The sequence below is a fragment of the Kribbella speibonae genome, from assembly GCF_004331375.1.
Classification (GTDB): Bacteria; Actinomycetota; Actinomycetes; order Propionibacteriales; family Kribbellaceae; genus Kribbella; species Kribbella sindirgiensis.
This window is the reverse complement of record NZ_SJKC01000002.1, coordinates 701,732-722,044: the sequence shown is the minus strand read 5'-3', so window position 1 is coordinate 722,044 and position 20,313 is coordinate 701,732. Positions and strand designations below refer to the sequence as shown.

18 protein-coding genes are annotated in these 20,313 nt (G+C 68.5%); 9 read left to right on the top strand and 9 right to left on the bottom strand.

Annotated features, from left to right (window positions below; genetic code table 11):
• Positions 1-28: 28 nt before the first annotated feature.
• The 4 genes from E0H92_RS16770 (at position 29) to E0H92_RS16755 (ending at position 3,956) form a co-directional block, all read left to right on the top strand.
• Entirely contained in the window at positions 29-421 is a 393-nt protein-coding gene (locus E0H92_RS16770; protein ID WP_131462712.1) for a DUF2237 family protein, read from the top strand.
• 43 nt (positions 422-464) lie between these two features.
• Complete coding sequence (locus E0H92_RS16765) at positions 465-1,838, top strand: class II 3-deoxy-7-phosphoheptulonate synthase (protein ID WP_238152771.1); 1,374 nt, start codon at positions 465-467, stop codon at positions 1,836-1,838.
• A 12-nt stretch (positions 1,839-1,850) separates the two neighbouring features.
• Complete coding sequence (locus E0H92_RS16760) at positions 1,851-2,894, top strand: threonine aldolase family protein (RefSeq protein ID WP_338068864.1); 1,044 nt, start codon at positions 1,851-1,853, stop codon at positions 2,892-2,894.
• A gap of 84 nt (positions 2,895-2,978) precedes the next feature.
• Positions 2,979-3,956, top strand: coding sequence for a ribose-phosphate diphosphokinase (locus E0H92_RS16755; RefSeq protein WP_131496880.1), 978 nt, complete (start codon positions 2,979-2,981; stop codon positions 3,954-3,956).
• Position 3,957: 1 nt separating this feature from the next.
• Here the strand turns inward: E0H92_RS16755 and E0H92_RS16750 are convergent, their stop codons facing one another.
• From E0H92_RS16750 to E0H92_RS16740, 3 genes are all read right to left on the bottom strand, one after another.
• A complete protein-coding gene (locus E0H92_RS16750) occupies positions 3,958-4,761 on the bottom strand; it encodes an ABC transporter permease (protein WP_131462714.1) in 804 nt (267 codons plus the stop codon).
• On the bottom strand, positions 4,754-5,434 hold the full coding sequence (locus E0H92_RS16745) for an ABC transporter permease (RefSeq protein WP_165549809.1): 681 nt from the start codon (positions 5,432-5,434) through the stop codon (positions 4,754-4,756). The genes E0H92_RS16750 and E0H92_RS16745 overlap by 8 nt, the downstream gene beginning before the upstream one ends.
• Positions 5,435-5,580: 146 nt before the next feature.
• A complete protein-coding gene (locus tag E0H92_RS16740) occupies positions 5,581-6,516 on the bottom strand; it encodes an ABC transporter ATP-binding protein (protein ID WP_238152772.1) in 936 nt (311 codons plus the stop codon).
• A gap of 568 nt (positions 6,517-7,084) precedes the next feature.
• Between E0H92_RS16740 and E0H92_RS16735 the strand changes: the two genes are divergently transcribed.
• The 3 genes from E0H92_RS16735 to E0H92_RS16725 are packed head-to-tail and all read left to right on the top strand — an operon-like array spanning position 7,085 to position 10,006.
• Entirely contained in the window at positions 7,085-7,840 is a 756-nt protein-coding gene (locus E0H92_RS16735; RefSeq protein WP_131496879.1) for an SAM-dependent methyltransferase, read from the top strand.
• A 13-nt stretch (positions 7,841-7,853) separates the two neighbouring features.
• The gene (locus E0H92_RS16730; RefSeq protein ID WP_202873666.1) at positions 7,854-8,843 is read left to right on the top strand and encodes a serine hydrolase domain-containing protein; all 990 of its coding nucleotides are present in this window, start codon (positions 7,854-7,856) and stop codon (positions 8,841-8,843) included.
• Positions 8,844-8,896: 53 nt separating this feature from the next.
• Positions 8,897-10,006 (top strand): Gfo/Idh/MocA family protein, encoded by a 1,110-nt coding sequence (locus E0H92_RS16725; RefSeq protein ID WP_131496878.1) that lies wholly within the window; start codon positions 8,897-8,899, stop codon positions 10,004-10,006.
• 3 nt (positions 10,007-10,009) lie between these two features.
• On the opposite strand, the gene E0H92_RS16720 is transcribed toward E0H92_RS16725, so the two are convergent.
• Together E0H92_RS16720 and E0H92_RS16715 are read right to left on the bottom strand one after the other, a co-directional pair.
• Complete coding sequence (locus tag E0H92_RS16720) at positions 10,010-10,444, bottom strand: VOC family protein (protein ID WP_131462719.1); 435 nt, start codon at positions 10,442-10,444, stop codon at positions 10,010-10,012.
• 76 nt (positions 10,445-10,520) lie between these two features.
• Positions 10,521-13,643, bottom strand: a complete 3,123-nt coding sequence (locus tag E0H92_RS16715; protein WP_238173461.1) for an amidohydrolase family protein — start codon at positions 13,641-13,643, stop codon at positions 10,521-10,523.
• A 142-nt stretch (positions 13,644-13,785) separates the two neighbouring features.
• Here E0H92_RS16715 and E0H92_RS16710 point away from each other — a divergent pair, with 142 nt between their 5' ends.
• Positions 13,786-14,313, top strand: a complete 528-nt coding sequence (locus tag E0H92_RS16710) for a hypothetical protein (RefSeq protein WP_131496877.1) — start codon at positions 13,786-13,788, stop codon at positions 14,311-14,313.
• 6 nt (positions 14,314-14,319) lie between these two features.
• Here the strand turns inward: E0H92_RS16710 and E0H92_RS16705 are convergent, their stop codons facing one another.
• Positions 14,320-14,823: an SRPBCC domain-containing protein gene (locus tag E0H92_RS16705; RefSeq protein WP_165549808.1), complete on the bottom strand. Its 504-nt coding sequence runs from the start codon at positions 14,821-14,823 to the stop codon at positions 14,320-14,322.
• A gap of 126 nt (positions 14,824-14,949) precedes the next feature.
• Here E0H92_RS16705 and E0H92_RS16700 point away from each other — a divergent pair, with 126 nt between their 5' ends.
• Positions 14,950-16,020 carry a glycoside hydrolase family 172 protein gene (locus tag E0H92_RS16700; protein ID WP_131496875.1) on the top strand — a complete coding sequence of 357 codons (1,071 nt, stop codon included), beginning with the start codon at positions 14,950-14,952 and terminating at the stop codon, positions 16,018-16,020.
• On the opposite strand, the gene E0H92_RS16695 is transcribed toward E0H92_RS16700, so the two are convergent.
• From E0H92_RS16695 to pknB, 3 genes are all read right to left on the bottom strand, one after another.
• Positions 16,021-17,304 (bottom strand): glycoside hydrolase family 15 protein, encoded by a 1,284-nt coding sequence (locus tag E0H92_RS16695; RefSeq protein ID WP_238173460.1) that lies wholly within the window; start codon positions 17,302-17,304, stop codon positions 16,021-16,023.
• Between the two features lie 64 nt (positions 17,305-17,368).
• Positions 17,369-18,259, bottom strand: a complete 891-nt coding sequence (locus E0H92_RS16690) for a DMT family transporter (RefSeq protein ID WP_131462724.1) — start codon at positions 18,257-18,259, stop codon at positions 17,369-17,371.
• A gap of 29 nt (positions 18,260-18,288) precedes the next feature.
• Positions 18,289-20,247: a Stk1 family PASTA domain-containing Ser/Thr kinase gene (gene pknB / locus E0H92_RS16685; protein ID WP_131496873.1), complete on the bottom strand. Its 1,959-nt coding sequence runs from the start codon at positions 20,245-20,247 to the stop codon at positions 18,289-18,291.
• Positions 20,248-20,313 lie beyond the last annotated feature (66 nt).

Here is a 20,313-nt window from a genome sequence, read left to right as displayed (position 1 = left end):
CTCCTCGCCGTACGGCGAGGATGCAGTCATGGACAACGACCTGAACGTGCTCGGTGAGCCGCTCGAGGAGTGCGGCACCGATCCGGTGACCGGGTTCTACCGTGACGGCTGCTGCACGAGCGGGCCCGAGGACCTCGGCAACCACACCGTCTGTGCGGTGATGACGGCCGAGTTCCTGGCCCACCAGGCCTCGATCGGGAACGACCTGATCACCCCGCGACCCGAGTGGCAGTTCCCCGGCCTGAACCCGGGCGACCGCTGGTGCGTCGTCGCGGCCCGCTGGCTCCAGTCGTACCGCGCCGGCGCCCCGGCCCCCGTCGTACTCGCCTCGACGCACGTCCGCGCCCTCGAAACCATCCCCCTGGACGCCCTCCGCACCCACGCCGTCGACGTCCCTCACGACCCCAGCTCACTCACCTGAGACGCGCACACGAGGTTCGAAGGGGGTCAACTAGGCTGAGGGCATGCAATTTGCGACGTTGACGGCGGGTCAGGTTCCCGGAGTTCCCACGTTGGACGAGCTGCGGGGGCTGAAGCCGCTGCAGCAGCCGGAGTGGCCGGACCAGGGTGTCCTGGAGCAGGTGATCGCGGAGCTCCGGACGCTGCCGCCGCTGGTGTTCGCCGGTGAGTGCGACGACCTGACCACGAAGATCGGTGCGGTCGCCCGCGGTGAGGCGTTCATCCTTCAGGGCGGCGACTGCGCGGAGACGTTCGCGGGTGTGACCGCGGAGAACATCCGGGCCAAGCTGCGGGTGCTCCTGCAGATGTCCGTCGTCCTGCAGTACGCCGCCAGCGTGCCGGTCGTGAAGATCGGCCGGATCGCGGGGCAGTACGCCAAGCCGCGCTCGTCCGGGGAGGAGACTCGGGAGGGCGTGACGCTCCCGTCGTACCGCGGTGACGCCGTGAACGGCTTCGAGTTCACCCCTGAGTCGCGGATCCCGGACCCGCAGCGCCTGCGCGGCGTCTACAACGCGGCGGCCGCGACGCTGAACCTGACCCGCGCGTTCACCACCGGCGGGTACGCCGACCTGCACCAGGTGCACGCCTGGAACACGGACTTCGTGAAGTCGTCGCCGGTCGGCATGCGCTACGAGCAGCTGGCGTCCGAGATCGAGCGGGCGCTCGCCTTCATGCGGGCCTGCGGCGCCACCTCGGACGAGTTCCGGACCGTCGACTTCTACGCGTCGCACGAGGCGCTCATCCTCGAGTACGAGCACGCCCTGACCCGGATCGACTCGCGGACCGAGCAGCCGTACGACGTCTCCGGCCACCTGCTCTGGGTGGGGGAGCGGACCCGGCAGCTGGACGGCGCGCACGTCGAGTTCCTCGCCTCGCTGTCGAACCCGCTCGGCGTCAAGATCGGCCCGACCACGACCCCGGAGTACATCCGGGCGCTGATCGACAAGCTGAACCCGAAGGGCATCGAGGGCCGGCTCACGTTCATCACCCGGATGGGCGCGGGCAAGATCCGAACGGCGCTGCCGCCGCTGCTGGAGGCGGTCCGCGACCACGGTTCGCCGATCGCGTGGGTGTGCGACCCGATGCACGGGAACACCTACGAGACGCCGAACGGGTACAAGACCCGCAACTTCGACGACGTGATGGACGAGGTCCAGGGCTTCTTCGACGCCCACGAGCAGGTCGGGACCTGGCCGGGCGGCGTTCACATGGAGCTCACCGGCGACGACGTCACCGAGTGCCTCGGCGGCGGTGAGGAACTGGTCGCAGAGGACCTCGTGAACCGGTACGAGACCGCCTGCGACCCGCGCCTGAACCGCCACCAGTCGCTCGAGCTGGCGTTCCTCGTCGCCGAGCGCCTGCGCGGCGCACAGAGCTGAGAGGGCCCCGGGATGAGTGAGGCGACCGGTGTGATCGACCTGCGGTCGGACACGGTCACGCGTCCGTCGGCGGAGATGCTGGCCGCGATGACGTCGGCTCCGCTGGGCGATGACGTGTACGGCGAGGATCCGACCGTCAATGCCCTGGAGGAGCGGGTCGCCGGGCTGCTCGGGCACGAGGCCGGGTTGTTCACCGTCACGGGATCGCTCGCGAACGTCCTCGGCGTACGGGCGCTGGTCCCGCGCGGCGGCGAGGTGCTGTGCGAGGCTTCGGCGCACATCGTGCGCGCGGAGCTCGGCTCGCACGCGGTGTCCGGCGGTGTCACCACGCGGACGTGGAACGCGCCGTCCGGGCAGATCGACCTGGAGCAGATCCGGGCGCTGATCGCCCCCGACCTGGGTCCGTACTTCGTGCAGACGTCGGCGGTCTCCGTCGAGAACACCCACAACTTCGGCGGCGGCGCGGTCCAGCACAGGTTCGACGCGCTCGCCGACGAGCTCGACGCCCGCGGTCTCCCGCTCCACCTGGACGGCGCCCGTCTGTGGAACGCGGCGGTCGCCACCGGTCGCTCGGTCGCGTCGTACGCCTCGCGGGCCGCCGCCGCGAGCGTGTGCCTCTCGAAGGGCCTCGGCGCGCCGGTCGGGTCGGTACTGGTCGGGTCGGCCGAGCTGATCCGCGAGGCACGGGTCTGGCGGAAGCGGCTCGGCGGCGGCTGGCGGCAGGCCGGCGTACTGGCGGCGGCCGGTCTGTACGCCGTGGAGCACAACGTCGAGCGGCTGGCCGAGGACCACGCGAACGCGCGCGTTGTTGCCGAGGTTCTGGCAGATGCGGCGCCCGGCTCGGTGAAGCCCGACCAGGTGGAGACGAACATCGTCGTCGTCGATCTCGCGGGCACCGGTCGCACCGTTCCCGAGGTGGTGGCCGGGGCGCGCGAGGCCGGCGTACTCGTCGGCGGTGTCGGGGCCACGCAGCTCCGGATCGTCACGCACCTGGACGCGTCGGCCGCCGATTGTCACAGCGCGGCCGCAACTCTGGCTCGAATCATCGCCGGATGACCCGTCGTCCACAGCCGTGCGCGCGAGCGTTCGGCCGGGCGAGATAGGGTGCAGCTGTCGGGGTCGCAGCGTTCGGGGAGAGCCGTGCGAGAGATCGTCGTGTTCAGCGGAAGTGCCCACACCGAGTTGGCGGAGCAGATCTGCAAAGATCTCGGCGTACCGCTTTCACCGGTCGAGATCCATCGTTTCAGCAACGACTGCCTGCAGGTCCAACTGCAGGCGAACTGCCGGCAACGAGACGTGTACATCGTGCAACCACTCGTTCCGCCGACGCAGGATCATCTGATGGAGCTCCTGCTGATGATCGACGCCGCCCGCGGCGCGTCGGCGCAGCAGATCACCGCGGTCATCCCGCACTACGCGTACGCGCGGTCCGACAAGAAGGACGCGTCCCGGATCTCGATCGGCGGCCGGCTCGTCGCCGACATGCTGACGACGGCCGGCGCCAATCGGGTGCTGACGATGTCGCTGCACGCGCCGCAGGTCCACGGGTTCTTCTCGGTCCCGGTCGACCACCTGACCGCGATCGGCATCCTCGCCGACCACTTCCGCGGCCGCGACCTGTCCGACACCGTCGTGGTCAGCCCCGACCTCGGCAACGCGAAGACCGCGACCCAGTTCGCCCGGCTGCTCGGCCTGCCGGTCGCGGCCGGCAGCAAGCAACGCCTCGCCGACGACCGCGTGGTCATCGACACCATCGTCGGCGACGTCTCCGGCAAGCGAGCCATCGTGCTCGACGACGAGATCGCCACCGGCGGCTCCATCATCGAACTCCTGGACCGCCTGAAGGACCGCGGCTGCACCTCGGCCGCCGTCGCCTGCACCCACGGCCTGTTCGCCGGCCCCGCCGTCGACCGCTTGCGGTCGCACCCCTCCATCACCGAAGTCATCAGCACCGACACCGTCCCCCGCCCCACCGGTTTCCCCGACCTCCAAGTCACGTCCGTAGCCGGCCTCTTCGCCGAAGCCATCAACCGAATCCACGACGGCGAATCCGTCAGCAGCCTCTTCGACGGCGTAGACCCCACCCACGCCCCACCCCAACCCAAACTCCCGTTCTGAGTCAGGAGCCGGGGCTGGAGTAGTGCCGGGACTGGCGGGTGAAGAAGGCGATGCTCGCTGCCATGCAGGCCACTCCAACCGCTGGACTGAGCCATCCCAGCCACGCTGGAAACCACAGCGAGTCCACCCGCCCGGTGACCATGGCGGCTGGAATCCACGCCACGAAGGCCAGCGGCAAGGGGGCCGTGAACAGGACAGCTCCGACCGGCCCGAAGATCTGCAGTGGGAAGTTGCCGTAGGTGCCGAAGACGGCGTCGATCAGACCCGTCAGCGACTGCGTGTTCCGCAACCGGAACGCCAGGGCGCCGCGTGCCAGTTGGAGCCCGCCCTCCAGCATCCCACCCGCGGCGATCGCCAGGGCAAGCCACAGCACCAGGAGCGGATGCCAGGTGATCGAGGCCCGAGGCAGGACCAGCGCGAGGATCACACCGGCAATGATCACGTCGCCGATCTGCTGCAGGTTGAAGCGTCGCATCAGCAATTGCAGGAACGGACTCGTCGGACGCAGGAGATAGCGGTCGAACTCTCCCGTGTGAACGACCAGGTCGACATCGATCGTCCTGCGGAAGAAGAAGGCGTATACGCTGTGACTGGCCATTCGGATGCCGAACAGCACGATCACCTCGGCCGGAGTCCAGCCACCGATGGATCCGAAGGCGTGCAGCAGCACGCCGATGAAGAGCAGCTGTCCGGCGTTGAACGCCAGCGCGCCGATGACCGAGATGAAGAGATTGGCCTTGTGCTCGAGCTCGGTCAGCCACGCCACGCGCAGCAGGATGCGGAAGTCCCGGATCAGGTCAGCCACCGTTGATCACCACCTTGCGCAGGGCACGCCAGGTCACCAGGGCGACGATCGCTGTGGCACCCGCCAGCCAACCGAGCTGGGCCGCGAGGACGCCCCCGAGCCCGCCGAACGGATCCTGCCCCTGCCAGAGCTGCAGCGGCGCGAAGACCTGCAGTCCGAACGGCAGCGCGTCGAGAAACGGGTGCAGCCACGCAGGGATGAACCACAACGGGACTAGAGCGCCGGAGGCAAAGCTGGCGATGGCTCGGTAGACGTAGAACGGTCCGCGCGTATCGGTGGTCCAGAACGCCACCATCGAGACGGCGAGATTCAGCAACGCGGCGAGCAACCAGCCGAGCGTCGCAGTGAGGAGAAATCCCAAGAGCGCAGCCCCGCTCGCCGGCGGCGTCAGCCCTCCCAGCGCGAGGGCGATGGCCAGGCCGACCAGTACTCCGGGGATGGCGCCGACAGTTCCTCCGACGGATTGCAGGAGGCTCTGGCCCACCACGCCGACGGGACGGATGAGGTCGGTCGCGACGGTCCCCTCACGCACCCGTTCGGGGATCGACGACAGTTGCCAAGGCAGCGCGACATGCCACAGCAGCATCGCGATCACCGCATAGCTCACCGCATCGGATTCGCTGATTCCTGCGACCGCGGTCCGATTGGTGTAGACAGCACGCCAAACCGTCACGAGCAGGACTGTTTGCAGGGCGACCGAGACCATGGAAAGTGCGACATTCGCTCGGAAGAACAACGCGCTCCGCGAACCGAGCCGAATCATCGACCACGGCGTGACCCAGGCAGGTCGTTCGGATCGCGGGGCGCGGGACGCCCCGGTCACCGCTCGGCCTCGGCGTAGATCAGCCGTACGACGTCCTCTAACTGGGGCTCGTTGACGTGTAGATCGGCGATCTCGGCGACCGATGTGGCCTGAGCGATCACGGCCGCGGCACTGGTCCGTTCCGGATCGAAGCGAAGGGAGATCGTGCCGTCGGAGTTCTCCGTCCGATCGGCGTGCTCCGCTCGGACGGATGTCGGGTCCGCGCCCTCTGCCGGAGTGATCACCACCTCGCGGAAGGGTAGGTAACGGCGTTTCAGGGTCTTGAGATCGCCGTCGTAGACCACACGCCCACTGTCGATCATCACGATGCGCCGGCACAGCTGCTCGATGTCGTCCATGTCGTGCGTGGTGATCATCACGGTGGTGGCGTGAACCCGGTTCTGCTCCGCTATGAAGTCCCGGAGGGCTTGCTTCGCGACCACATCCAGACCGACCGTGGGTTCGTCCAGGTACAGCACCTGAGGGCGGTGCAGCATGGCTCCCGCCAGATCGCCACGCATCCGCTGTCCCAGTGACAGGGACCGGATCGGCGTGTCCAGGAAGTCCTTGATCTGCAGGACCTCGTCGAACTCGTCGATCCGGGCGGCGTACTCGGCCGGGCCGACCCGATAGAGATCTCGAATGGTTTCCAGCGAGACGCGAAGCGGCAGGTCAAACCAGAGCTGGGTCTTCTGCCCGAAGACGACCCCGATGTTGTGAGCGTGCTTCCGGCGATGAGCCCAGGGCACCACACCGTCGACCCGCACCGTACCCGAGGTGGGCACCACAATCCCGGTGAGCATCTTGATGGTCGTGGACTTGCCGGCGCCGTTGGCGCCCAGATAGCCGACCATCTCCCCGCGATCGACGGAGAAACTGACCTGGTCGACCGCACGCACGACGCGCCGCGGAGCCCACAGTTGCCGGACACCGGCGAGTCGGCCAGCCGTCACCTGAGGCTTCCGAAACTCCTTGACCAGCCCAGACACCTCAATCATCGGCACCCCGCCCAACCTAGAGCAACGACAGCTCAGCGGGACAACCGTCCGGACCCGAACCCACGAGCACGATCGCACCAGAACGCTGCCTCTGAAGCAGGTCCCTCGCGGGTCGCCTTGGCCCTCAACACCCTGACACCGACGTAGCCGCACTAGGCAACCGGCTTCTCCGCATTTGCCTGGTTGACCCACCAATTCAGGGGTTCTACACCCACGTCCAAGGTGCAGAACCCCCAATTTCCCTGGCAGACCAGCCAAGTTCGCGGGCCAGCCAGGCAAATATGGGTGACCACGGACGGCTGTGCTTCTGTTCGGACAGCGGAGGAGCAGGTGCTGATCAGGGGCGGGGATCTGATGTGCGCGGTCTGACGGCTCGGGTGGTGTGGTTGGACGGTACGTCGGCTGGGGGTTGGCTGTGTCGCTGTACACCGAGCGCGGCCGTTGGCTGCTGGCGTCGTTGGAGCTGACCATCACGCCGTAAATGGATTGCCTCGGTGTGCGTGGGCGCGCACACTCGCGACGCATGGATGATGCTGAGCTTGAGGTGCGGTTGCGGAACGGGCGGTACCCGCGGGCGGCGGGGTATTCGGCTCGGTGGATGGTTGATGGGTCTATGGGGCCTAATCCGGTGTGGCAGGCGGAGGCGCTGGTTGGGTTGATGCCGCTCGAGCCCGGGATGCGGGTGCTCGACATGGGGTGTGGGACGGCGCGGAGTTCGGTCTTTCTGGCCAAGGAGTTCGGGGTCGAGGTGTGGGCTACCGATCTGTGGGTCAAGCCTGAGGAGAACCTGCGGCACGTGGCCGACGCGGGCCTGGAGGGCCGGGTGCATCCGGTCTACTCCGAGGCGCACGCGCTGCCGTTCGCGGAGGGGTTCTTCGATGCGGCAGTCAGCATCGGCGCCTATCACTACTTCGGCACCGACGACCTGTACATCGGCTACTTCTCACGGTTCATGAAGCCTGGCGGCCGGATCGGCATCGTTCAGCCCGGTCCGGTGGACGAGTACGAGGTGCTCCCGCCGCCGCACCTCACGGAGTACTGGAAATGGGACTTCTGCGCCTGGCACAGCCCCGCCTGGTGGCGCCGGCACTGGGAGAAGACCGGCCTGGTGACCGTCGAGGTCGCCGACCAGCTTCCGAACGGCTGGCAGGACTGGCTGCAGTGGAACGAGGCGTGCGACGAAGACGGCGGTACGCCGGGACGCGAAGAAGCTCGCATGCTCCACACCGACGGCGGCCGAACCCTCGGCCTGACCCGAGTCATCGCCCATCGCAACTGATAGCTTCAGCGCCGTGCGGGATGTGGTGGAGGGGGCGGTTGAGCGCACCGGGTTCTCCGGTGTGGTTCGTGTCGATCGGGCCGGCGCGACGGAGTTCTGCGCGGCCTACGGGTACGCCGACCGGGCGCATCGGATCCTCAACACGGTCGAGACCCAGTTCGCGACCGCAAGCGGGACGAAGAGCCTGACGGCGCTGACGGTGATGCGTCTGGTCGAGCAAGGGACCTTGGAGCTCGACACAACTGCCCGCTCACTGCTCGGCAAGGATCTGCCCCTGATCGCCGACGACGTGACGATCGAGCATCTGCTCGCCCACCGCTCCGGGATCGGCGACTACTTTCCCGAGGAAGGCGACATCACCGACTACGTGATGCCGGTACCGGTACACGAGCTCGCGACGACCGAGCAGTTCCTCCAGGTGCTGGACGGGCACCAGACCGTGTCCCCGGCCGGCGAACGGTTCACCTACAACAACGGCGGGTACGTCGTCCTCGCCCTGCTCGCCGAACGCGCGAGCGGCACCGACTTCCATCAGCTGGTACGCACACTCGTCTGCGAACCGGCGGGCATGTCCGACACCGAATTCCTCCGCTCCGACGAACTCCCGGGCCGCGCCGCCCGGGGCTACCTCTCCGTCGACGGCCTGCGAACGAACGTGTTCCATCTCCCCGTGCTCGGCAGCGGCGACGGCGGCATCTATTCGACAGCCGCCGATCTCAGCACCTTCTGGGACGCGCTCTTCGCCGGACGCATCGTCTCGCCGGAGCACGTCGCCGAGATGGTGCGACCGCACAGCGACTGGCCGGAGGAGTCCAGGCGCTACGGCCTCGGCTTCCACCTCCGCGCGACCGGCGACGGTGTCTGGCTGGAGGGGTACGACGCGGGCGTGTCGTTCGCCAGCCTGCACAAGCCGTCGTCGTCGATCACCTACACAGTCATCTCGAACTGGTCCGACGGCGCCTGGCCGATCATCAAGGTCCTCAACGACCAGCTCGGCGTCTGAGGCAGAAACGCGCGCCGCCGCAGGGTTCGGCGATCGCCAATAGCATTGCCGGTATGGCGGATTCTGTGCGGATCGGTGTTGTCGGCGCGGGGAGCATTTCGGTTCGCGGGCTGCTTCCGCATCTGGGCCAGCCGGATCTGGCCGGGCGCGTGGCCTTGGCCGCGGTCTGTGACCCAGTACCGGGGCGGGCGGAGGCGGCGGCGGACAAGTTCGGAGTCGGCCAGGCGTTCACGCAGTACGAGGACCTGCTGGCGCGCGGCGACGTCGACGCCGTGACGATCGCTTCGCCGATCGGGTTGCACTACGAGCAGGGCAAGCTCGCGTTGCAGGCCGGGAAGCACGTGCACTTCAACAAGACCATGACGGTAACCGTCGCCGAGGCGACCGAGCTGATCGAGCTCGCGGCGGAGAACGATCTGCGCATCGTCGCGTCGCCGGGGGAGATGCTGCGGCCGCATCATGTGCGGACGCGGGAGCTGATCGCCGAGGGTGCGATCGGGACGTTGTCGTGGGTGAGCTGCGGCGCGGCGTTCGGCACGTACCACGAGGACGAGTCCGTGCGCGGCGGCAACGACGTACTGTCGAACATCGATCCGTCGTGGTACTTCCGCAAGCCCGGCGGCGGGCCGCTGTACGACATGACGGTGTACGCGCTGCATTCCGTGACCGGGATCCTCGGGCCCGCGCGGCGCGTGACCGCGATGTCCGGCGTACGGATCCCGGTGCGCGGCGACGTACGGACCGATGCCGACGACAACACCGTCATCCTGATCGACTTCGGCGACAACCTGTTCTGCGTCGCGACCGGGACGGCCGCGGGCGGGATGCGCGGCGGGTTCGGCGGCGCCTACTACGGTACGGCGGGGACGATCGACGGGCTGCTGCTCAACGGCGAACCTTTCGACTTCCCCCGCCGCGACCCGTCCGAGCAGGCGCCCCGCGGACCGGGGAACCAGGCGCTGCTTCCGCACGTGACCGGCGTACACCGGGAGATCGAGGAGCAGCACGTGTACGAGGACGTCATGCAGCTCGTCGACTGGGTCCGCGACGGCAAGCCCTCGATCGTCACCGCCGAACACGCGCGCCACGTCATCGACATCATCGAGTCCGCCTACCGCGCGTCCGCGACCGGCCAGATCCAGGACCTCACCACCACCTTCTGACTCTCAGCTGTACTCCGACAGTCCGACGATGATGCCCGCGGGCCCGCGGAAGTAGCAGAGCCGGACGCTGTCGCCGTACTGCGCGACCTCGCCGACGAGCTCCCCGCCGTGCCGTCGCAGGCGGGTGATGGTGTCGTCGAGGTCGTCCACGGCGTACATGACGCGGTGCGTGCCGAGGACGTTGTGCGGCTGATTCCGCGGGCCGGGGATCAGCGCGGGGCTGTGATACTGCGACAGCTCGAGCCGCCCGTGGCCGTCCGGCGTCACCATCATCGCGACATCACACCGAACGCCGTCCAGTCCAACGGCCTGGTCCGCCCACAGCCCCTCGATCGCGCCTTCACCCTCGAGCTCCATACCGAGTTCCTTGAAGAACGCGACCGCTCCGGCCAGGTCGTCGACAACGATGCCGACGTTGTGCATCTGCTGAATCGTCATGGGAGTCCCCTTCTTCGTCTGATACCCGTAGGACGAAGTCGACAGCAGATCCTCGACACCGAAACCGCCCAATCTTCTAGCCCTCGCAGCAGGCTCGGTGGAGCCATTCGGGTTCGTGCCACCAGTACTGGGTGTTGTGTGCGTGGGCTTGGGTGCGGGTCAAGGGCTGTGGGGCGTTGGCGGTGTGGACGGCGGGCCGGCGGCGGGTGCTGTCGGCGTACGGCTGGAGTAGATCGTCGACGGTGTGGAGGTTGCCGGCGATCATCACCTGTTGGACGGCGGCGGCTGCGCGGATGTCGGCGAGTGGGTCTCCGGTGACGAAGGACAGGTCGGCCTGGGCTCCCGGTTTGATGACGCCGAGCTTGTCGTCCAGGGCGAGCCATTTCGCGGGGTTGTGCGTGGCGGTGGTGAGGGCCTCGTACGGCGTGAAGCCGCCCGCGACCATCGACCGGAGGTTGGCGTGCAGCGACACGGCCATGTTGTCGAGCGGAGTGTCGGTGCCCGAGATCACCAGCCCGCCGCCGCGGTGGATGCGCAGCACCATGTCGACGTTGCCGCGCAGCAGTTCGCGCGTGGTCACGCCGGCCGGGCCCTTCGCGGTGTTCACCTCGGTGACCAGCGCGTTGTACTCCCAGGACGGATACAGCGTCGTCGTACGGCGGTCCGTGAGCAGGGACGGATCGTCGACGTGGGCCATCGTCGAGTTGAAGAGCGTCGGTGTCACGGACAGTCCGGCCCGCGTGAACAGCGTGACCACGTCGGCGTACGCGCGTCCCAGCCGGCTGACCGTGTGCGAGTACCCGAGCCGGTTGGTCGCGCCGGTGTGCTCCATACCGTCCATCCCGAGATGCTCCGCGGGATAGAGGTAGTGCGACGACAGCTGCAGCCCGAGCCGGTGCACGTGGGCAATCGCCCGCCGCTGGTACTCGATCGGTAGCCGCACGTACGTCTTCACCAGGTCGTACGCCAGTCCTTCGACCCGATCGAGCTCCAGACCGAGCTGCCGCACCGACAACGTCGGCCGCATGAAGTTGTAGTACACCCGCGATCCGTCGATCGCCTCACCCGTGGCGAAGTACCGCGGTCCGCGCAAGGACCCGTTGGCGAGCGCCTCTCGCGTCTCCTGCATCTGGTACGCCGGATCTCCCGGAGAGCGCGTAGTGGTGATCCCGTACGCCAGCCACAGGTTGCCCTGCCGCGCGCCCCACGCTCGCCCGCGCAGATGCCAGTGGTTGTGCGCGTCGATCAACCCGGGCATCACGGTCAGGTCCGACGCGTCGATGTCGGCGCGGCCGGTGTGCGGGCGTACGGCTGCGATGCGCGCACCGTCGACGACCACGTCGACGTTCTTGCGCAGCGTGGCTGCCCGCCCGTCCCACAACGCGCCGGCGTGGATCGTGACGTGCTGGTTGACGGTCGCCCGCCGGTACTGAAGGTCGAGCTTGATCGTCCGGCCGGTTGTCGTGCGCAACCGTCCGTTGTTGAGGTAGAGCAACGTGTCGTTGTCCAGCCACACGGGGGAGTCCGTCACTTCGTTCGTGACCGCACGCGGCTCCCCGGTGAAGCGGCCGCGCGCGTCGACCGGTGCGACGTACAGCAGGCTCTCCACCACGAACGCCAGGTGCTTGCCGTCAGGTGAGAACACGGGGCCGTCGTCGCCGCGGGTGGCCAGCGAGCGGAACGGCATCGGCTCGACGTACTCGAGCGCTGTCGACGCGACATCGACGTACAGCAGTTGACTGGTGCCCTCGCGGAAGCGCTTGGAGAACGGCTTCACCGCAGCGATGACGATTGTCTTGCCGTCGCGCGACCAGCTGACCCGGCCGGGCTGGAACAGCGTCGGCGTGAGCTGGCGGACCTCGCCCGACGCGAGGTCGAGAACCCAGGCGATACCGTCCTGGTCCTGGTAGGCGATCCGCTGCCCGTCGGGCGCGAACCGTGGCGCGGTCTGGGCGCCCGGGAGACCCGACAGCTTGGTGCCCGTACCAGTGGCCAGGTCGTGCAGCCACAGGTCCGCCGTACCGTCGCGATCGCTTGCGTAGAGCAACTTCTTGCCGTCGGGCGAGAAGTCCGGGTCGGAATTGAAGTAGCCGTCGGCAACCACTTTGCGGGGTTGGGTTCTGCCGTCGGTCGGTGCCAGCCAGAGCGCGTTCAACGCGCGGAACGCGATCCATTTCCCGTCCGGCGACGCGGTCGGGCTCGCGATCCCGTGGACCGCTCGCTTACCCGTCGACTCCAGATCAGGAGCCTTCGGTCGCGGGCGCCGCGACGTCACGGGAACCGTCGCCGCGAACGGTACGACGCTGTGCCCGCCGTCGGCCCGGTAGCGGTGGACCTTGCCGTCGGCCGTGTAGAAGAGGTCCGTCGACGCCCAGGACGACGGGACCGCGAAGACGTCCTGTCCATTGGTGACTTGATGATTGTCGACAATCAGATCGCAGGACGGGCCGGTCAGGCGAACGTAGGCGAGTCTTCCGTCGGGGGAGTACGACGGGCCGAACAGCGTGATACCGGTCTGATTGTTGACAATCGTCGTGCGGACACCGGAGGCGAGATCGAGTTCGACGATCGAGCCGGTGTCGACGGTGAAGGCGATCTTCCGGCCGTCGGCGGAAACGGTCGGCTCGGCTTCCTCGCTGGTTTCGTCGGTGAGCGCGACGATCGCTCCGCTTGCGAGATCGAGGCGGTGGATGCCGTAGCTGCCGGCGGTGTTACCGCCGTCGCCGAAGCCGCCGCGGTCGGACGAGAAGACGATCGAGCGGCCGTCGGGCGTGAAGTGCGGCTCGCGGTGGTCGTACCGGCCGCTGGTCAACTGCCGCAGGCCGGTTCCGTCGGGCCGGATCGACCAGAGGTGGAAGTTTCCGTCGCGGTACGACTGGAACACGATCGACCGCCCGTCCGGGGACCAGCGCGGACGGGTCGCATCCTGCAGGTCGTCGGTGAGCCGGCGCGACGTACCGCCCGCGGCCGGCGTCACCCAGATCGCCGTCACCAGATCGGACGCCAGCCACTTCCCGTCCGGCGACACCGACACCATCAGGTTCGTGCCCTCGGTGAGCACAGCCTGCCGGGCAGTCGAGGCCTCCGCGGCATCAGCAGGCGCTGCCGGAAGTTGTACGGCGCCGACGGCGGCAGCACCTCCGCCGAGTTGCAGCGCGCGCCGCCGCGAAATGCTCCAGGAACCAGGGTTCTCGGTCACGTCAGTGGATCCAATCCCTAGGGGGCGGTGGGACCCCTCCGAATCTGCCAGCACCGTCCGAGTCACACGAACCTGACCGGCGAGTCCCGCGCCCAACGGCCACTACCGTGCGACGAACGGCTCAGCGTCTATCGTCTGCGGCATGCAATCTCTGTCTCCGCGGGCTCGGGCGCTGGGTGCGGCCGGGCTCTGTTTGGTGATCGCCGCCGCGGCCGGGCTCGCGGTCGACAGCCGGCTCGATCGGCACTGGTTCCTCCGTGGCCTCACCGCCCTGCTCGCGGTGTGCTGCGCCGCGCTCCTGGCCACCGACCAGACCCGGCGGCTGCGGCAGATCGTGACGGGGGTCGGGCTGGGGATGTTCGGGCTGATCATCCCGGTGTCGCAGACGACGTGGTCGAAGCCGCCGGAGATCGACTTCGCGCTCCAGGTCGCGACCGACGCGAAGAACGCGGCGCAGAAGAAGGCCCAGAGTGCGGTGTCGGTCGCGGACGTCCAAGCCGCGGCCGAGGCACGCGGGGGAGCGGTCGGAACCTTGCCGACGGAGAAGAACCCGCAGGTACGCGGCGCGGACGCCTTCCCCCTCGTCATCCGCGCCAAGCGCGACCAGGGCCGCCCCTGGGCCTGCCTCTCCTTCACCCACGGCCTGGACGCCAAGATCCGCCCCTGCTGAACCCTGCTATTCGTAGGCCGCGGCCAACTCCTCGGCCCGTGCGAGCGGGTCCCAGGTGACAGGCGTGCCGTCGAGCTGAGCCTCGACGACCTCCAGCCCTGCCTCCCAGCCCGCCGCCGCAGGTCCAGCGGCCTCAGGATCGGACAGGACGTTGGTGAACACCAGCCGGCTGCCCGCCGGGCTGGGAGAGATCTCCCAGGTGAGGATCTCGCCGGCCCATTCGTACTCCAGCACAGTCGGCGGCTCGCTCCGCAGCAGGCGCCCGTTCGGCTTGCGGTCCGGGTCGTCCGCCATCCCGTACCTCCGCTGCTGTTCCGCTGTCACCGCGAAGTACAGCTCACTCCCGACCGGACGATCCAGGTCCACCACGGCGGGGAACCACGCGGACAGCCGCCCAGGATCGGTGATCGCCTTCCACACCTGCTCCGGCGGATAGCGCAGCAGCCGCTCGAACCTGATCGCCGTCCGTCCGTCGCCGGTCGTGAAGACCGTCCCGCGCCGACTGTCCATCCCAGCAATATAACCCACGCTGAATATAAGCGCCCACATAACGCGGGCAGTCGTGGTGAGGGCGGCGGGTCCAGTTGATGGGCAATCGATTTCTCAGCGGACCGAGTGGGGCCTAAGGTCGCGGGTATGACTCTTGGGAACCTCACCGGCATCAGTGCGCTCGCCGACGTCGAGTCGCGCTCCATCAGTGCGGAGAACCCGACCGGCGAGCCCGGTCAGGGTGGGCGGCGGACCGAGGGGACCGGCGCGCACGCGGCCCGCGACCTCGGCCAGGGCTGGAAGGTCTCGCCGTCGATCGAGATCGCGCCGGGGGAGACCGTGACACTCGCCGACATCGCCGGGTCCGGCTGCATCACGCACATCTGGCTGACCACGCACGTCGACCACTGGCGCCGGCTGGTACTGCGGGCGTTCTGGGACGGCGACGCCGCGCCCGCGATCGAGACGCCGGTCGGCGACTTCTTCTGCTCCGGCTGGGGCAAGTTCGCCCAGGTGAGCTCGCTGCCGGTCGCGGTGAACCCCAACGGCGGGTTCAACTGCTACTGGGAGATGCCGTTCCAGTCCCAGGCGCAGCTGACCATTGAGAACACGCACGACGAGCCGGTGGTCGTGTACTTCCAGGTGGACTACTGGCTGGGTGCTGTGCCGGACAAGTCGGCGTACCTGCACGCGCAGTGGCGTCGCAGTAACCCGCTGCCTTCCAAGACCGTGCACACGCTGCTGGACGGCGTGGAGGGCCCGGGGCATTACGTCGGCACCTACCTGGCCTGGGGCGTCAACAGCACCGGTTGGTGGGGTGAGGGCGAGGTGAAGTTCTACCTGGACGGTGACGACGAGTTCCCGACCATCTGCGGCACAGGGACCGAGGACTACTTCGGTGGCGCGTGGAACTTCGACGTACCCCATCTGGGCGGGTACACCGAGTTCAGTACGCCGTACCTCGGTATGCCGCAGGTGATCCGGCCGGACGGGCAGTACCAGAGCCAGCAGCGCTTCGGCATGTACCGCTTCCACCTGCCAGATCCGATCCGCTTCAAGGAGCGGCTGCGCGTCGACGTACAGGCGCTCGGCTGGCGCTCCGGCGGACGCTACCTGCCGCTACAGGACGACATCTCGTCCACGGCGTTCTTCTACTCGAGTAAGACGAGTACGGCGCGACCGGACGCGCCCACGCACGATGTGATGGAGATCTGCTAGCTACGGGACTGGTAGCGGGTTCCGGAGAGCGGTGTCGGCGAGAATCACCAATGCGGCAGTCCACGCGAGTGGTGCCTCGCCGGCCGGCTCCAGGTCCCGGTTGACCTTCTCGGGCAGCGCACCGGTACGGGTCCGGTGCTGGTCCAGCCAGGTGAGGAGGGTCTCGGCCGTGGAGCGGTCTCCCCGGGCTGCAGCGCTCAGTGCGAACAACGCGGTCTGAGGCGTCCAGGACACCCCGTCCGCACGCCAGGACTCTCCAGGCGTCACACCGCCGTTGGGCTGTGTGAGTACGCCGTGTGCGCGGTCGATCGCCGCCGATACCTCAGGACTGCCCGGCGCGAACGGTGGACCCAGCACCGTGACGATTGCGTCGGCGCCGCCGCCGATGCTGATCGGTTCGACACCTGGTTCGACGAAGCTGGTGGCGCGCGCCGGCGTCCGGGGGTAGTCGGGCGCGAAGGCGCGGTCGGTTGCCGCCGACAGTCGGTCGAGCGCCGTGCGCCAGCGGTCGGCGTCGGTTGTGTGGCGCAGGTCGGTGGCGACGCGGATCGCGCTGCGGAGGCCGGTCAGCAGGGGAGCGACCGTGCCCAGTGTGACCTCTTTCTCGGGCCTTTCCCAATAGTCGGATGAGCTCGCCGGGAGGCCGTCCGGACCGAGCTCGCCGACGATCTGGTCCGCGGACTCGCGGACGAGATCCCAGTACCGGTTGCCCGCGCGGCAGAACCAGGTCGCCCAGATGACCCAGCCCGCGCCGTCCACTTGGGGTGCCCGGGCGTCTTCGAGGTGGCCGCCCGTGCCGGTGTAGCGGGCCTCCCAGCGGCCGGTCGACGGGCGGATGCTGTTCAGGAACGACAGCACCTGGTACGCCTTGTCGTACTGGCCGACGGCGCAGCGGGCGACCGCGACGAACGACACGTCGCGTGGCCAGACGAACCGCCAAGGACCGTTCCAGCCCGCCAGGGTCACACCGCTCGGTACGGCGGCGCCCGGCAGCGTGGTGGTGTCCGGCGGCGTGGCAGCACCCGGCAGCGTCGTGTCGTCCGGGAGCTTGGTGTCGTCCGGGACGGTTTGCCGGTCAGGCGGTGGGTCGTTCTGGACGGTGAGTGCGTCGAGGTCGGCCAGGGCGTGCCGGACCAGGTCGTCGTACTTCCCGCTGCCCGCCGAGGCGCCGCCGGGCGGGGCCAAGCGACCCGGAACGCCTTCGGCGACCAGCCGGGGCTGCGGATTGCGCACCAGGTTGCTGACGGTCCCGCCGGCCAGCGCCAGCAGCACCAGCGCGATCACGACGTTAGGGAACCACCGATCGCGCCGTCGGCTCGGCCGCATGGTCCCCCCTCCTGAGCAAAAACTACTGGGCCAGGTGCTGCACTTCCGCCTCGAACTTTCGCCGTGGCGCCAGCTCGACCAGGTACATGGCCGACACCACCAGTGCGCCGCCGACCAGCATCCGCCAGGTGAGGCTGTCGGAGCCGAACAGCACCGCGAACCCCGACGCGAACACTGGCTCCATTGTCATGGCAATCGCCGCCCGAGTGGGAGTCAGGTGTGCCTGCGCCCACGTTTGGACGATCAGCGCGAGGGCCCCCGCGACCAGTGCCATGTAGACCACGGCCACCCAGTCACGGCCCGTGGAAGGCGCCGAGAACCCGCCGGGCAGGGCGCCGATCGCGCAGACGCAGGTGATCACGATCATCTGCAGTGACGACAGGCCGAACGCGTTCCTCGAGGTCGACCAGGCGCCCAGGCCGATGATGTGCAGCGCGTAGAGGCCGGCGGACGCCAGCGTCAGCAGCTCGCCGTGGCCGAGGCTGAGGCCCCGCAACGACAGTACGCCGAGACCGGTCGTGGCGAGGATCACGGCGATCCAGGCCCAGCGGCCGATCTTGTGCCGCAGGATCACGGCGCCGAGCAGCGGGGTGAAGACGACGTACATGCCGGTGACGAAGCCGGACACGCTGGCCGAGGTGTGCCGCAGGCCCTCGGTCTGGAGGAGCTGGGCGATGCCGTACGTGATGCCGAGGGCAACGGCGCGGCCGCGGTCGAGGCGACTGAGCCGCGCGATCGCGGGCGGGTGCACCAGGATCAACGCGACCGAAGCGATCAGGAACCGCAACGCCAGGTAGTCGGCGACGTCCATCCTGGTGAGCAGGTCCTTGGTCAGGAAGAACGTCGACCCCCAGGCCGCCGCAACCGACAGCAGGGCCAGCACGGCAAGACGCGGGTGGTTCACGCCGGACATCAGATCAGATCGCCTGCGGGTAAGCGAAATCAGAGCACGGTGATCACGATCGTGCTGCCGGGTTTGACCTTCCGTCCGCCGCCGGGGCTCTGGGCGGCGACGATGTTGAGGCCGAGGTTGAACGGCGCCTTCTGCACGGTCACCTTGAAGCCGGCGTCGCCGAGGATCTTCTGCGCCTCGGCGGTGGTCTTCTTCTTCACGTCCGGTACCTCGACCAGCGGCGGGCCGAGCGACACGACCAGCGAGACCTTGTCCTTGGCGAAGAGCGTGCCGTTGTTCGGGCTCTGGCTGATCACCTTGCCCTCGGCCACCTTCTCGTCGTACTGCGTGCTGCGCCCGACGACGAACCCGAGGTTGCGCAAGGTCTTGTTCGCCTCGCGGTAGGACTTGCCGGTCAGATCCGGGACGGTGATCGGCCGTTTGCCCTTGCTGACCGCGAAGTTCACCGAGGTGCCTGGTTTCACGACCGTGTTGAACTTCGGGCTGATCGCGATCACCTTGCCCTGCGGCACGGTCTCGTTGTACTGCTCGATGATCTGCCCGGTGATCAGCTTGATCGGCGACAGCGCCTGCTGTGCCGCGTCCAGTTGCAGACCGACGAGCTGCGGCACGCGGTACCGCTCCGGGCCCTTGGAGACGGTGAGACCGATCTCACCGTCCTTCCGGATCCGGTCGCCCGCCTTCGGGTCGGTGCGGATGATCAGACCCGCCTTCACGTCCTCCGAGTAGTCCTGGTTGTCCAGGGTGGTGTGCAGACCGGACTCCTGCGCCCTGGCCGTCGCGGCGGCGGGCTCCAGGCCCACCAGGCTGGGTGTGGTGGTGTAGCGCTGAATCCCGTAGTACCAGGCTCCGGTGCCGATCGCGATCGCGGCGGCGACGATCGCGATCAGTGCGATCGGGCCACGCGACCTGCGCTGCCTCTGTGGCGGTGCCTTCGTCGGAGGCGGTGTCTTGGCCGGAGCGCCGGTGGGCCGGCCGTGCTCCACCGGTACGACGATGGTGTCGTGCCTGATCTCACCTGAGGCCTCGCCGCGCGTGTAGCCGTCGTCGTACCCGCTGTCCTGCCGGATCTGGTGAATCGGCACCGTCAGGTCACCGGTCAGCTCAGGGTCGTCCGGCAACCCTTCGTCGAGTGCGCTGCGCACCCGGTGCACCTGCCGGCTGAACACTCGCGCGTCGGTCGGCCGCAGGTCCCGGTCCCGCGCGGTCGCGCGCTGCACGAGCGCATCGACGTACGGCGGGATGCTCGGCTGCTCCAGCGACGGCGGGGGTACGTCGGCGTGGACGTGGGCGTAGGCGACCTGGATCGGGGTGTCGCCGGAGTGCGGCTTGTTGCCGGTGAGCATCTCGTACAGGACGATGCCGGCCGAGTACACGTCCGAGCGGGCGTCCGCACTGCCGTCCGTGACCAGCTCCGGCGCCAGGTACGACACGGTGCCCATCAGGAGTCCCTGGGTGGCCGTGTTGCCGCTCGCGCTCACCGCACGCGCCAGACCGAAGTCGGCGACCTTCACCGCGCCCTTGTCGGAGATCAGGACGTTCTCCGGCTTGATGTCGCGGTGCACGATGCCGGCGTCGTGTGCTGCCGACAGCGCGGACAGGACCGGCGTCAGCAGGTCGAGCGCGCGGGCGGGGGACAGTGGTGCTTCCTCGCGGATGACGTCCCGCAGTGTGCGGCCGCGGACGTACTCCATCGCCAGGAACAGCGTGCCGTCGTCGTCGCCCTGGTCGAAGACAGCCACCACGTTCGGGTTCGAGAGGCGGGCGGCGGCGCGGGCCTCGGCCACGAACCGGCGGGTGAACTGGGCGTCGTCGCCGAGCCCGTCGTGCATCACCTTGAGCGCGACGGTCCGGTCCAGCCGCATGTCCAGCGCCTCGTAGACAGTGGCCATACCGCCCTTGGCGACGCGCGCGCCCACGCGGTACCGACCGTCGAGCACGCGCCCGACGAGGCGGTCGCTGACCTGCGTGTCCACGTCGTCCGTCACTTGCGGTGAGCCGCCTCTCCCCAAACCGTTCTGCAGAGAGTGTAGATAACCGCTCAGCGTGACTGG

Excerpts from the sequence above, each read along its gene's own strand:
- E0H92_RS16770 (WP_131462712.1), top strand. The coding sequence starts at position 29 with ATGGACAACGACCTGAACGTGCTCGGTGAGCCGCTCGAGGAGTGCGGC.
- E0H92_RS16765 (WP_238152771.1), top strand. The coding sequence starts at position 465 with ATGCAATTTGCGACGTTGACGGCGGGTCAGGTTCCCGGAGTTCCCACG.
- E0H92_RS16760 (WP_338068864.1), top strand. The coding sequence starts at position 1,851 with ATGAGTGAGGCGACCGGTGTGATCGACCTGCGGTCGGACACGGTCACG.
- E0H92_RS16735 (WP_131496879.1), top strand. The coding sequence starts at position 7,085 with ATGGATGATGCTGAGCTTGAGGTGCGGTTGCGGAACGGGCGGTACCCG.
- E0H92_RS16725 (WP_131496878.1), top strand. The coding sequence starts at position 8,897 with ATGGCGGATTCTGTGCGGATCGGTGTTGTCGGCGCGGGGAGCATTTCG.
- E0H92_RS16720 (WP_131462719.1), bottom strand. The coding sequence starts at position 10,444 with ATGACGATTCAGCAGATGCACAACGTCGGCATCGTTGTCGACGACCTG.
- E0H92_RS16710 (WP_131496877.1), top strand. The coding sequence starts at position 13,786 with ATGCAATCTCTGTCTCCGCGGGCTCGGGCGCTGGGTGCGGCCGGGCTC.
- E0H92_RS16705 (WP_165549808.1), bottom strand. The coding sequence starts at position 14,823 with ATGGACAGTCGGCGCGGGACGGTCTTCACGACCGGCGACGGACGGACG.
- E0H92_RS16700 (WP_131496875.1), top strand. The coding sequence starts at position 14,950 with ATGACTCTTGGGAACCTCACCGGCATCAGTGCGCTCGCCGACGTCGAG.
- E0H92_RS16690 (WP_131462724.1), bottom strand. The coding sequence starts at position 18,259 with ATGTCCGGCGTGAACCACCCGCGTCTTGCCGTGCTGGCCCTGCTGTCG.